Below are 11,901 nucleotides of genomic sequence, written 5' to 3' on the forward strand. Positions count from 1 at the left end.
CGGCGGCTCACAGGGACGATGCCATGTGATCGACGGCTGCACCAGGGCGGACCTGGCCGGTCGGGTGACCGGCCGGGATGTCCGCCGCCGGCCGCCGGGCCCAAGGGCTGTCCCGTAGCCGGCGGGTGAACGGCCGTGGAACGCCCTGCCCTCGGCCGGGGCCCGGTGGCAGGGTGATCGGCATGGACGGTCGCGATCTGGTGCGTGCGGTGATGGACATCGGTACGGAGCGCGGTCGGCGCGCCTGGCTCTCGGCGTGGCGCCGGCGCCGTGCGGACGCGGTGGGGCTCCCGCGCCGGGGCGCGGAGCGGGCCCGGGTGCCGGGCCCGCTGGTCGGTACGGAGGCGCGGCCGGGCGGTGGGGTGCTGCGGTTCGCGCGCTCGGAGCTGCTGGTGCGGGTGCTGGCGGGCGGGGTGGTGTTCTGGTCCTGGGACGGGGCCGGGGCGGGCCCCTCGTACGCGGTGGTGGGGAGCGGGCCCGAGCCGGACCTGCGGGCCGTGCTGGAACCGGACACCGGTGGCGGCTGGCGGGTGGTGTCGGAGCGGGTGACGGTGGCGGTGTCCCGGCACGGGGCGGTGGAGGTGCGCACGCCGGGTGGGGCGGTGCTGCGGCGGGAGTCGCCGCCGCGGTGGTGGGAGCCGGTTCCCCTCGCCGGGGAGGCCGCGGACCGGGCCGGCTCCGCCGGGGGCCCGGTGCCGGCGGGCGGTGGCGTGGGCGGTGCCGCCTCCGGCGGGGACGGCCGCGGCCCGGACCGCACGGGTACGGGTGCGGGGCCGGGAGCGCTGCGAAGCGGAGCGGGAGCCGGCGCCGGTGCCGGTGTCCGAGACCGAGGAGGGGTCGGATTCGGCCGGCCGGAGGCCGGGGCGGACGGGGGCGGGGCGGACGGGGGCGGGGCCGGCACCGGGCGGGCGCGGTGGGTGGTGCGCAGTGAGGTGCCGGCGGACGCGCGGTTCTTTGGGCTCGGCGGGCGGGCCGCGGGACCGAGGCTGCGCGACGGGGTGTACCGGCTGTGGAACACGGATCCGAAGGGCGGCTTCGGGCCCGGCGTCGATCCGCTGTACCTCACCATGCCGGTGCAGATGGTCGTGGCGGACGCGGGGACCCACCTGGTGTTCCACGACAACTGCTGGGACGGCCGGGTGGTGCTCGGCGAGGGCGAGGAGGGCGCGGGGTCGGGGCCGGACCGGCCGGGGGTGAGCGAGCTGCGCATGGAGGGCGGGCCGCTGCGCTGCTGGGTGCTGGTGGGAACGCCGGCCCGGGTGCTCCAGGGCTGGTCGGGGCTGACGGGTTCGGCTGCGGTGCCGCCGGAGTGGGCGCTGGGGTACCAGCACGCGCGGTGGGGGTTCGGGAGCGCGGCGGAGGTACGGCGGGTGGTCGCCGGGTACGTGTCACGCGGGCTCGCGCTGTCGGCCGTACACCTGGACATCGACCACTACGACGGGCACCGGGTGTTCACGGTGGACGCGCAGCGGTTCCCCGATCTGCCGGGGCTGGCGCGGGAGTTGCGCGAGCAGGGGGTACGGCTGGTCTCGATCGTGGATCCGGCGGTCAAGGCGGGGGACGCACTGCACGCGGCCGGGTCGGCGGTGGGGCCGGCGGGCGCCTTCGTACGGGACGCGCGCGGCCGTGAGGTGCGCGGGGAGGTCTGGCCGGGCGAGTGCGCCTATCCGGACTTCACGGATCCGGCGGTGCGGGAGTGGTGGGGCGGGCTGTACGAGGAGCGGCTCGCGCAGGGCTTCGCGGGCTTCTGGCACGACATGAACGAGCCGGTGTCCTTCGCGGCGTTCGGGGACGCCACGCTGCCCCGGTCGGCGCGGCACGCGATGGACGGAGCGGGCGGCGATCACCGCGAGGGCCACAACGTCTACGCGCTGGGCATGGCGCGGGCCGGGTGGGAGGGGCTGGTCCGGCTGCGGCCCGGGGAGCGGCCGTTCCTGTTCTCCCGGTCGGGCTGGGCGGGGATGCAGCGGTACGGCGGCACCTGGTCCGGTGATGTGGAGACGAGCTGGGAGGGGCTGCGCGCGTCGCTGGCGCTGGTGCTGGGGCTGGGCCTGTGCGGGGTGCCGTACTCGGGGCCGGACGTGGGCGGGTTCGGCGGCTCGCCGACACCGGAGTTGTACCTGCGGTGGCTGCAGCTCGGTTCGTACCTGCCGCTGTTCCGCACGCATTCGGCGATCTGGGCCGGGCGGCGGGAGCCGTGGGGGTTCGGGCCGGAGGTGGAGGCGCACGCGCGGGTGGTGATGGCGGAACGGGAGCGGTTGCGGCCGTACTTCGTGACGCTGGCGCACATGGCACGGCGGACGGGCGCTCCGTACGTGCGGCCGGTGTGGTGGGGGGCGCCGGAGGACCGGCGGCTGCGGGACTGCGAGGACTCGTTTCTGCTGGGTGACGCGCTGCTGGTCGCGCCGGTGCTGGAGTGCGGGGCGGACCGGCGGGCGGTACGGCTGCCGCGCGGCCGGTGGTACGACACCGCGACGGGGGCGGCGTACGAGGGGCCCGGGCAGATCCTGTTGGACGCACCGCGGGGCCGGATCCCGGTGTTGGCGCGGGCGGGTGCGGTGCTGCCGGTGCGGGCCGGGGCGGCGCCGTCGCCGGCCCCTGGGGATGGTGGCGGGGACCGGGACGGGGTGGAGCTTGAGGTCTGGGCGCCGGCGCGGGGCCGCGAGGGCGGCGGGGTGGTGGTCCGGGACCCGGGGCCGGGCTTCGGGGCGGGCGTGGTCGAGCGGTACACCTCGCGGTGGGCCGGCGGGGCGGTGGTGGTGGAGGACGAGGCGGGGGCGCCGGTGGAGGGCGTGGTGGTGCGGGGGCTGTAGCGGGGCGGTGCGGGCGGGTGTGGGTGCGGCTTCGGGAACGGGGCTCCGCCCCGGGCCCCGCGCCTCGAACGCCGGCGGGGCTGAGAGTGGCCCCGCGCCTCGCAAGCGAACCGGTCTGACAGTGGCCCCCGCGCTCCGAAGGTGGGGGGCTGAAGCGGCCGGGGTGGGGGCTAGGGCCTGTATCGAGTTGCCCCGCGGCGTCGCGGGGCAACTCGATACAGGCCCTAGTGCTGTGGCCGGAGAGGTTTGCCGGGACACGGTGTCCGGTGTGGTGCATCGCAACGCGGAGGGCCACGGCTCGTACCGGACGTACGTGCGTGGTCCGACAACGGGGCGAGGCGCCGTGCCGGGCGCCGCGACCCGGCAACATTCCCGGCCACAGCACTGGGTCAGGCGTATTGTCCCGCGAACCAGGAGGCGGCCGCGCGGGTGTGGAGGGGGAAGGCCAGCTCCGCGGGGGTGCGCAGGACGTGCCAGCCCGTGGTCTCGTCCGTCGGCTTGGAGGCCGGGAGGGTGTCCGCGTGACGGGGCGGGAGGAGGCCGAAGAGGAGGAGGTGCCCGGCCGGGGAGCTGAGGGCGTCGGCCAGGGTGACGTCCGCGGCGGGGGCGGTGATGCCTGTCTCCTCGCGCAGTTCGCGGACGACGGCGTCGCGCCAGTCCTCGCCGAAGTCGATGAAGCCGCCGGGGAGGGCGATGCCGCCGAGGGCCGGTTCGATCGTCCTGGTGATGACCACGAGGCCGGTGCCGTCGGCGTCCTCGACGGGGAGGAGGGTGACGGCCACCGGGAGGGGGTTGCGGTAGGCGGTGGCTTCGCACGCGGGGCAGGTGCGGGGCCAGGTGGTCGTACCGTATGGCGCTCCGCAGGTGGAGCAGTGCGAGTCCCTCAGGTGTTCCGGCATGCCGTGATGGTATGCCAAGGGGTATGCGGACGACGGCTGTTGTGGGTGTGGTCGGGGTGCTGGCGGGCGGGGCGGCCGCGCCGCCCGGGTTCACGGCGCCCGGGTTCACGGCGCGCGGATACACGGCGCCCGGGTTCACGGCGCTGCGGGAGGTGGATCCGAGCATCGGACAGGACATGCGGTACGCGGGGGCGCGGAACTTCACCGGCGGCGTGGTCGACGGTTACGCGGAGCCGGAGTGCCTGCTGGCGCGGCCGGCCGCGGAGGCGCTGCGGCGGGCGCAGCGGGTGCTGCTGCGGCGGGGCTATTCGCTGCGGGTCTACGACTGCTACCGGCCGCAGCGGGCGGTCGACCGGTTCGTGCGGTGGGCCCGGGAGGAGGAGGGTCCGGACGACCTGGCACGGAAGGCGGAGTTCTATCCGCGGGTGGAGCGCAGCCGGCTCATCCCCGAGGGGTACATCGCGGAGAGGTCCGGACACAGCCGTGGGAGCACCGTCGATGTGACCCTGGTGGAACTTCCCGGCGGGGAGGTCGACATGGGGACCGCGTTCGACTTCTTCGATCCGCTGTCGCACACGGACGATCCGCGGGTGACGGGGGCCGCACGCGCGAACCGGCAGTTGCTGAAGCGGGTGCTCGGCGGGGAAGGGTTCGTGAACCTCCCCGAGGAGTGGTGGCATTTCACGTACAAGCCGGAGGCGTACCCGGACACGTATTTCGACTTCCCCGTCGCTGTCGCGGAGGTCCGCCCGTGAGTACCTTTCCCGCATGACCTTCAGCTCGTACGAGGAATTCTGGCCTTACTACGTCGCGATGCACTCCCGCGCCGCCACCCGCTGGGTCCATCTCGCCGGCACGCTCACCGGCCTGGCGCTGACCGCGTACGGGGTGGCGCGCGGCCGGAGGCGGTGGCTCGTCGCCCTCCCCCTCGTCGGGTACGGGACCGCCTGGCCGGCGCACTTCCTGATCGAGGGGAACAATCCGGCCACCTTCGGACATCCGGGGTGGTCGCTGCGCGGGGACGCTCAGATGATCCGGATGATGCTGGCCGGGCGGGATGCGGAGCTGGACGAGATCGCCCGGAAGTGGCTCGCCGAGAACCGGTGACCCGGCCGGGCGGCCGTGGCAGACTCCTGCCTTCTGACGATGCGTCAGCTCTTCGGCATGGGAGGGGTCTTGGCACGCACACGCACACCTGTCGTAAGCGGGTGGTTCACCGAGAACGCGCCGGACGGGGGCGGCTTCCGGCTGCTCGGCACCCGGTGCACCGCCTGTACGGCGGTGTTCTTCCCCCGCGAGGACGCCTTCTGCCGCAACCCGGAGTGCCCGGGCGGCGGGGAGCTGGCCGAAGTGCCGCTGTCCCCGCGGGGCCGGGTCTGGTCCTACACCGACGGGCGCTACCGGCCGCCCGCCCCGTACGTGTCCGACCCGGCCGCGCGCTGGGAGCCGTACACCCTGGTCGCGGTCGAGCTGGAAGCGGAGGGGATGGTCGTGCTGGGGCAGGCCGCGCCCGGGGTCGGGGTCGCCGACCTGGCGGTCGGCATGGAGGTCGAGGTGGTGGGCGGCGTGCTGAACGAGGATGCCGGGACCGTCTGGACCACCTGGCTCTTCCAGCCGGTGGGAGCGGGCGCGTGAGCGCCGACGTCGCCGTCCTGGGGGCCGGCATGCACCCGTGGGGCAAATGGGGGCGCAGCTTCGTCGAGTACGGGCGTATCGCGGCGCGGGCGGCCCTCGCGGACGCCGGCCTGGACTGGACGGACGTGGGGTCGCTCGTCGGCGCCGACACCGTGCGCTGCGGGTACCCGGGCTACGTGGCCGGAGCCACCTTCGCCCGCGCCCTCGGCTGGCAGGGCGCCCGGGTGACCAGCGTGTACGCGGCGTGCGCCTCCGGCGCCCAGGCGATCGGGGCGGCCCGCGCGCAGATCCTGGCGGGTCTGGCCGAGGTGGTGCTCGTGGTCGGCGCGGACGCCGCGCCCAAGGGGTTCTTCGCGCCGGCGGGAGGCGACCGGCCGGATGATCCGGACTGGTTGCGGTTCCGTGTGCTGGGTGCGACCAACCCGGCGTACTTCGCGCTCTACGCCCGGCGCCGGATGGCCGTCCACGGGGACACGCTGGAGGATTTCGCCCGGGTCAAGGTGAAGAACGCGGCGGCCGGCCGGCTGAACCCGCACGCCCGCTACCGCAAGGCGGTCACCGCCGCCGAGGTCGCCGCCTCGGCGGTGGTCGCCGATCCGCTCCGGCTGCTGGACATCTGCGCGACCTCCGACGGGGGCGCCGCGCTGGTGCTCACCAGCATGGACTTCGCGCGCTCGCGCGGGGTGGCCGACCCGGTACGGATCCGGGCCGTGTCCACGGTGACGCCCACCTATCCGCGGACGGTGCTGGACCTGCCGGACATCGCCACCGACTCGACGACGGCCGTGCGGGCGACCGGCGTGCGGGCCGCGGGTTCGTTCCGCTCCTCGATCGCGCGCGCCGCGTACGAGGAGGCCGGGCTCGGGCCGGAGGACCTCTCGCTCGCCGAGGTGTACGACCTGTCCACCGCCCTGGAACTGGAGTGGTACGAGGACATCGGGCTGTGCGCCGAGGGTGAGGGGGCGAAGCTGCTGCGGGAGGGGGCGACGGCTCTGGGCGGGCGGATCCCCGTGAACACCAGTGGCGGGCTGGCGTCCTTCGGGGAGGCGGTGCCCGCCCAGGCCATCGCCCAGGTGTGCGAGCTGACGTGGCAGTTGCGCGGTACGGCCGGGGAGCGGCAGGTGCCCGGCGCGCGGGTGGGGATCACCGCCAACCAGGGGCTGTTCGGGCACGGGTCGGCCGTGGTCGCCGTGCGCTGAACGGCTCGTGTCGTCCTGGCGCTTGACGGTCCCCGGCGGCGGGTTCACACTCGCTCCACAGTCCCGCACCGCTTCGGGGCCGACGCGACCCCCCGTGAGAGCTGCGGCCCGTACCCCAGTCGGCGGGGGTACGGGCCGCGCCCATGCCGGTCGGCGGGCGGACCCGCCCGGTTCAGGCTCCCGCGGACAGGCTCCGGCGCCGTTCGCGGGCCAGGGACATGGCGTGTTCCACGACCCCCACCAGCACGTCCTTCACGGACTCGCGGTCCCGTGCGTCGCACAGCAGCACCGGGACCCCGGGGTCGAGGTCGAGCGCGTTGCGTACGGTCACCACGGGGTGGCGGTCCGCGCCGTCGAAGCAGTTGACCGCGACGACGAACGGGATCTCGCGGCGCTCGAAGTAGTCGACCGCCGCGAAGCAGTCGGACAGCCTGCGGGTGTCGGCCAGGACCACGGCACCGAGCGAGCCCTGGGCCAGCTCGTCCCACAGGAACCAGAACCGGTCCTGCCCGGGCGTGCCGAACAGGTACAGCACCAGGTCCTCGCGGAGCGTGATGCGCCCGAAGTCCATGGCCACGGTCGTGGTGCTCTTGCCCTCCACTCCCCCGGTGTCGTCGACGCCGACGCCGGGCTCGGAGAGCCGTTCCTCGGTCCGGAGCGGTCTGATCTCGCTGACCGCGCTGACCAGGGTGGTCTTGCCCACCCCGAAGCCGCCCGCGACCAGGATCTTCAAGGTCAGCGGCTCGACCGGCGACACCGCGTGCATGGCACCGGTGCGGCTAAAGCGCCCGAAGGCCATCGATCACCTCACGCAGAATGGATTCATCGGGCAGTTCTGCCGGGGGTACCGGCCTGGTCACGTGGACCAGTTCCTCGTCGACCAGGTCGCCGATGAGGACGCGGACGACCCCGACCGCGAGGTCGAGGTCGGCCGCGAGTTCGGCGACCGACTGGGGCCGTTCCCGGCACAGCCCGAGGATGTGGGCGTGTTCCGGGGAGAGGGTCATGTCCCAGACCGGATCGTCGGCCGCCGGTTCGGCGACGACGAGTGCGATCAGGTCGAGGCGGTGCTGGCCGGCGTGGCTGGTCCGGCCGCGGGTCATGGCGTAGGGGCGTACGACGGGACCCGCGTCGTCGTCGAACCAGTGCGCGTGGTCTGCGGCGGACGGGTCGAAGGGCATGCCGGCGGGAGTGTCGGCGAGATGGTCCTGGCCTGGGTCGCTCATGCCTTCCGACTCACCCTCCGGCTGGCAGCCCGGTGCGTGGGGCGGTCGCCAGGTGGTCCCCCACCCGCTTCACCATCAGCGTCATCTCGTACGCGACCTGGCCCACGTCGGAGTCGGCGTCGGCGAGGACGGCGAGGCAGCTGCCGTCGCCGGCGGCCATGACGAAGAGGAAGGCCTCGTCCAGCTCGACGACGGTCTGGCGGACCCGGCCGGAGTCGAAGTGCCGGCCGACGCCCTTGGCCAGGCTGTGGAACCCGGACGCGACCGCCGCCAGGTGCTCGCTGTCCTCCCGGGTCAGGTCCTTGGAGCTGCCCGTGGGCAGGCCGTCGCCGGAGAGGACCACCGCTTTGCGGATGGACCCGACCCGGTCGACGAGCTCGTCGAGGAGCCAGTTGAGCGGGCCGGAGCCGCGGCCCCTGGTGTCGTTGCCGGTCTGCGGTGCGGTCATCGACCGTCCCCTTCGTTCTCGTTCGCGGGACCGCCGGCGGGGAGTGTGCCCGTCTCGGTCTCGGACTGCTGCTGTGCGTGCCGGTTGCGGCCCGCCGTCCAGCCACGCTGGAGGGCGGACATGCGCGTGCGTACGTCCTCCGCGTCGCGGTCTGCCACCTGGTCGGGGGCGGCTTCGGCGGGCGCGGACGACGCGGACTTCTTGAGCTGCGGGGCCAGGCTGGCCTGGCGGATGCGGCGGGGCAGCCCGCCGGTGTCGGGGCCGGCGGCGGGTTCCGCGTCGCCGGATCCGGGTGCGTGCTGCGGGACCACGGACACCGGGCGGGGGTCCACCCGGCGGCCGTGGTCGGCGACCAGGGTCGGGGTGGGGCGGCGCCGCGGCAGCGGCACGGCACCCTGGGAGCGGGGGCCGTCGGTACGGGGGGCCTCCAGGCGCTGGGTGTCCAGCCGGACCGGTCCTGTGGGGGCGAGCGGCTCGCGCTCGCGGTCGCCGTTGCGGGCGGCGCCGTTGCGGGAGGCGCTGGTGCGGGAGGAGCCGTTGCGCTCGGCGTGCCGGTCGGTGTGCGGCCGGTCGGCCGGGCGCAGGCCGAGCAGGGCGCTGCGCGGGGTGCCGTTCGGCGGGGTCTCGTCGTCGAGGGTCGCCATGGCGGGCCGGCCGGCGCCGGGACGGCCCGCGAGGGCCGCCGGGTCGTCGTCGAGGGCGGCGGGGTCGTCGAGGGGGTCCAGGCCGCGGCCGCCGAGGGGGGCCTCCAGCTCGACCGGGCCACGCAGTTCGGCGGTGGGCAGCGGGCGGCCGGCGGCCACGCGCTCCACGGCGGGGGCGACGGGGCGCTCGGAGTGCGTCCTGCCGATCTGGCCGGCCTTGGCGGCCCTGCCGGACCTGGCGGCCCGGTGGCCGTCCAGCCGTACGCCGCTGCCGCTGGTGTCGGGGGCGTCGGTCAGCAGGCCCGCCGGGAGGAAGACCACCGCGGTGGTGCCTCCGTACGGGCTGGGCTGGAGGACGACCTTGACGCCGTGGCGCTGCGCGAGGCGGCTGACGACGAAGAGGCCGAGCCGGTCGGTGTCGGAGAGTTCGAACTCGGGGGTCTCGGCGAGCCGGAGGTTCGCGTCGAGCAGCGCCTCCGGGGTCATGCCGAGGCCGCGGTCGTGGATCTCCAGGGTGAAGCCGTTGGCGACGCGCTCGCCGTGCACCTGGACGGCGGTGTGCGGCGGGGAGAACACGGTGGCGTTCTCCAGGAGTTCGGCGATGAGGTGGGTGACGTCGGCGACGGCGGGGCCGACGATGCCGAGGCGGGTGAGGCGGCGCACCTCTATTCGCTCGTAGTCCTCGACCTCGGCGACGGCGGCGCGTACGACGTCCATGAGCTGGACGGGCTTGCGCCACTGGCGGGAGGGGGCCGCTCCGGAGAGGATCACCAGGCCTTCCGCGTGTCGGCGCATGCGGGTGGTCATGTGGTCGAGGCGGAAGAGGTCGGCGAGCTCCTCGGTGTCCTCGGTGCGGCGCTCCATGGTGTCGAGGAGGGTCAGTTGGCGGTGCAGCAGCACCTGGTTGCGGCGGGCCAGGTTGACGAAGACCTCCGAGACGCCGCGGCGCAGGTCGGCCTGCTTGACGGCGGCCTCGACGGCGGCGCGCTGGAGGGTGTTGAGGGCCTGGCCGACCTGGCCGACCTCGTCCTTCTCGTATTCGAGGTGGGGTGCCTCGGTCTCGACGTCGACGTGTTCGCCGGCTGCGAGGCGCCGCATGACGCTGGGGAGGCGGACGCCGGAGGCCTCGTGGGCCTCCTTGCGCAGCCGGGAGAGGTCGCGGACCAGATCGCGGCCGATGCGCACGGAGAGGACCAGGGAGAAGACGAGGGCGAGGAAGCCGAGGACGCCGGCCGCGGCGGCCTGGATCATGACGTCCGTGGCGACGGGCTCGATGCGCTGCTGGTAGCGGTCGCCGGCTTCGGTGTTCATGGCGGCGAGGTCGTCGAGGACCTTGGCGGAGGCCTCGTCCCACTGGGCGGCGGTGAGGTTGCGCGGCTTGTTGACCGCGCCGCCGGAGATGAAGCGCTCCTCGGCGTCACGCAGCGGCTGGGTCTGGGGGTTCTTCCAGAACTGCTCGAAGCGCTCGCGGTCCTCGGCGGGAAGGGTGACGAGGTTGAACTCGTAGAGCAGGGTGCGGTTGGCGGCGAAGTCGGACACGCGGCGGACGTCGCCGGTGGTGATGTTGCGCGCGGCGAGGGCGGAGGCGATCACGGCGTCCTCGCGGGAGAGCAGTTCGCGGGCGCGGCTGATGCCGACGAGCGCGCGGCCCTCCTTGTCGACCTCGACGTTGTCGAGGCCGTGGAGGTTCATGAGGAAGTCGTAGCAGGGGTCGACGAGCCGGTTGTAGAGGTCCAGGGCCTGGCCGGGGTCGAGGGCGTTCTGGTCGACGGAGCGGCGCATGGAGCCGATGCCGTGGAAGGCGTCGACGATCGAGCGCAGGCGCTCGGCGCTCTGCGGGCTGAGCTCGTCGACGACCTTGGGGTCGCGGGCGCTCACGCTGATCTTCTCGACGGCCTGGTCGGTCTCGGCGCGGCGCTTGGCGAGTTCGGCGGTCGCGGTGGCGGCCCGGGGGTCTCCGAGGACGACCAGGGTCTGGCGCCGCTCCTTCTGGATGACGCGGGCGACGTCCTCGACGGGGTAGCCGACCTTGTCGATGACGTAGGCCACGTCGAAGAGCTGAAGGGCCTCGCGGCCCGTGATGACCGTGGCGAAGCCCCAGAGGGCGGTCAGGGAGACGAGCGGCACAAGGAGCAACGCCACGATCTTCCGGCGGATGGACTTCCCGCGAAAGCGCATGGCCTCCCCAGCCTCCCCCAGATCAACCCCGTTGCCGGGGGTCGGTGTTCCGTCATTTAAACGGCGTGAGCCTACTACTGCTGGGGAGTAGGTTCGAAGGCGTGTCCGGACGTTTTCGGCCTGACCCCCTGAGGAAGATCGCCAGTTGTCCGACACTTCCGGTCAAGTGCGGCCCGATATGTGGCAGATGACACTTGGTGAGGTGTCAGTTCGCGCTGCCTGATGGATGGCTGGAATTATTCGTTCCGCGATCTTCCGGGCCTGGGGAGGCATCCCGGTTTCCGGGAATCTACCGGCGCCGCCGGACGTCTGTCTCTATGAGGGACATGTCGGGGTAGACGTGTTGGGGTAGGTGTACGGACCGCGTGGGGAGTGGGCGGACCATGAGCAGTGACGAGGGCGGCGGCGCCGGTGGGTCGCGGCGCGGCCTGTGGGTGGAGGAGCCGGCGCGCCGGCGGCGGATGCCGGACCCGGTGCGGGCTTCGGCGGTGCGGTCGGTGCTGGTGGTCGCCGTGACGCTGACCCAGGCGACGATCGCGTTCTTCCTGAGCCTGACCGGCTCCTGGCTGGCCTTCCCGATGGTGCTCGGCGCGGTCGCCGCGACCGTCGTGGCCACCTGGGCCGTGCTGGACGTGTGGATCACACGGCAGACGTGGAACCAGCGCCACGGGGTCGTCTCGGAACCGAGCAGCACGGCGCGGCTGCGCCGCCGCGAGGCCCGCCGGGCGGCCAAGGCCGCGCGGGTGGCGAGCAGGCGCGCCGGGCCGGTCCGAATAGCCCGCGAGGACGGGCCCCTCGCCGGCTTCGGCCGCCGCTGAGCGTCCCGCCGCGCGGCAGGGCCCGGCCGGGACGGAGGGCG

General features: G+C 74.3%; 11 protein-coding genes. 6 read left to right on the forward strand and 5 right to left on the reverse strand.

Annotation, left to right across the window (positions count from 1 at the left end):
* Positions 1-182 precede the first annotated feature (182 nt).
* Positions 183-2,813, forward strand: coding sequence for a TIM-barrel domain-containing protein (locus tag BSL84_RS05570; RefSeq protein ID WP_234363415.1), 2,631 nt, complete (start codon positions 183-185; stop codon positions 2,811-2,813).
* A gap of 389 nt (positions 2,814-3,202) precedes the next feature.
* Here BSL84_RS05570 and BSL84_RS05575 read toward each other — a convergent pair whose 3' ends face one another.
* A complete protein-coding gene (locus BSL84_RS05575) occupies positions 3,203-3,712 on the reverse strand; it encodes an NUDIX domain-containing protein (protein ID WP_045323201.1) in 510 nt (169 codons plus the stop codon).
* Positions 3,713-3,735: 23 nt separating this feature from the next.
* Between BSL84_RS05575 and BSL84_RS05580 the strand changes: the two genes are divergently transcribed.
* From BSL84_RS05580 to BSL84_RS05595, 4 genes are all read left to right on the forward strand, one after another.
* Positions 3,736-4,467 carry a M15 family metallopeptidase gene (locus BSL84_RS05580; protein WP_075969939.1) on the forward strand — a complete coding sequence of 244 codons (732 nt, stop codon included), beginning with the start codon at positions 3,736-3,738 and terminating at the stop codon, positions 4,465-4,467.
* A 13-nt stretch (positions 4,468-4,480) separates the two neighbouring features.
* Positions 4,481-4,819 carry a DUF962 domain-containing protein gene (locus tag BSL84_RS05585; RefSeq protein ID WP_045323200.1) on the forward strand — a complete coding sequence of 113 codons (339 nt, stop codon included), beginning with the start codon at positions 4,481-4,483 and terminating at the stop codon, positions 4,817-4,819.
* A 69-nt stretch (positions 4,820-4,888) separates the two neighbouring features.
* Entirely contained in the window at positions 4,889-5,347 is a 459-nt protein-coding gene (locus BSL84_RS05590) for a Zn-ribbon domain-containing OB-fold protein (RefSeq protein ID WP_199838704.1), read from the forward strand.
* Positions 5,344-6,546 (forward strand): lipid-transfer protein, encoded by a 1,203-nt coding sequence (locus BSL84_RS05595; protein WP_075969940.1) that lies wholly within the window; start codon positions 5,344-5,346, stop codon positions 6,544-6,546. Before BSL84_RS05590 ends, BSL84_RS05595 begins: the two co-directional genes overlap by 4 nt.
* Before the next feature lie 172 nt (positions 6,547-6,718).
* Here BSL84_RS05595 and BSL84_RS05600 read toward each other — a convergent pair whose 3' ends face one another.
* Genes BSL84_RS05600 through BSL84_RS37425 form a run of 4 tightly spaced genes read right to left on the reverse strand, consistent with a single transcriptional unit; the run spans position 6,719 to position 11,042 of the window.
* Complete coding sequence (locus tag BSL84_RS05600) at positions 6,719-7,345, reverse strand: GTP-binding protein (RefSeq protein WP_030029674.1); 627 nt, start codon at positions 7,343-7,345, stop codon at positions 6,719-6,721.
* On the reverse strand, positions 7,326-7,727 hold the full coding sequence (locus BSL84_RS05605; protein ID WP_030029673.1) for a DUF742 domain-containing protein: 402 nt from the start codon (positions 7,725-7,727) through the stop codon (positions 7,326-7,328). Before BSL84_RS05605 ends, BSL84_RS05600 begins: the two co-directional genes overlap by 20 nt.
* Before the next feature lie 55 nt (positions 7,728-7,782).
* Complete coding sequence (locus tag BSL84_RS05610) at positions 7,783-8,220, reverse strand: roadblock/LC7 domain-containing protein (RefSeq protein WP_030016314.1); 438 nt, start codon at positions 8,218-8,220, stop codon at positions 7,783-7,785.
* Complete coding sequence (locus BSL84_RS37425) at positions 8,217-11,042, reverse strand: nitrate- and nitrite sensing domain-containing protein (protein WP_075969941.1); 2,826 nt, start codon at positions 11,040-11,042, stop codon at positions 8,217-8,219. Before BSL84_RS37425 ends, BSL84_RS05610 begins: the two co-directional genes overlap by 4 nt.
* Positions 11,043-11,425: 383 nt before the next feature.
* Here BSL84_RS37425 and BSL84_RS05620 point away from each other — a divergent pair, with 383 nt between their 5' ends.
* Complete coding sequence (locus BSL84_RS05620; protein WP_075969942.1) at positions 11,426-11,860, forward strand: hypothetical protein; 435 nt, start codon at positions 11,426-11,428, stop codon at positions 11,858-11,860.
* The last annotated feature ends 41 nt before the right edge of the window (positions 11,861-11,901 follow it).

It is taken from the genome of Streptomyces sp. TN58 (assembly GCF_001941845.1).
Classification (GTDB): domain Bacteria; phylum Actinomycetota; class Actinomycetes; order Streptomycetales; family Streptomycetaceae; genus Streptomyces.

What these genes read in the sequence shown, in the direction of transcription:
- BSL84_RS05570 (WP_234363415.1), top strand. Translation starts at nt 183, where the DNA reads ATGGACGGTCGCGATCTGGTGCGTGCGGTGATGGACATCGGTACGGAG.
- BSL84_RS05575 (WP_045323201.1), bottom strand. Translation starts at nt 3,712, where the DNA reads ATGCCGGAACACCTGAGGGACTCGCACTGCTCCACCTGCGGAGCGCCA.
- BSL84_RS05580 (WP_075969939.1), top strand. Translation starts at nt 3,736, where the DNA reads ATGCGGACGACGGCTGTTGTGGGTGTGGTCGGGGTGCTGGCGGGCGGG.
- BSL84_RS05585 (WP_045323200.1), top strand. Translation starts at nt 4,481, where the DNA reads ATGACCTTCAGCTCGTACGAGGAATTCTGGCCTTACTACGTCGCGATG.
- BSL84_RS05600 (WP_030029674.1), bottom strand. Translation starts at nt 7,345, where the DNA reads ATGGCCTTCGGGCGCTTTAGCCGCACCGGTGCCATGCACGCGGTGTCG.
- BSL84_RS05605 (WP_030029673.1), bottom strand. Translation starts at nt 7,727, where the DNA reads ATGCCCTTCGACCCGTCCGCCGCAGACCACGCGCACTGGTTCGACGAC.
- BSL84_RS05610 (WP_030016314.1), bottom strand. Translation starts at nt 8,220, where the DNA reads ATGACCGCACCGCAGACCGGCAACGACACCAGGGGCCGCGGCTCCGGC.
- BSL84_RS37425 (WP_075969941.1), bottom strand. Translation starts at nt 11,042, where the DNA reads ATGCGCTTTCGCGGGAAGTCCATCCGCCGGAAGATCGTGGCGTTGCTC.
- BSL84_RS05620 (WP_075969942.1), top strand. Translation starts at nt 11,426, where the DNA reads ATGAGCAGTGACGAGGGCGGCGGCGCCGGTGGGTCGCGGCGCGGCCTG.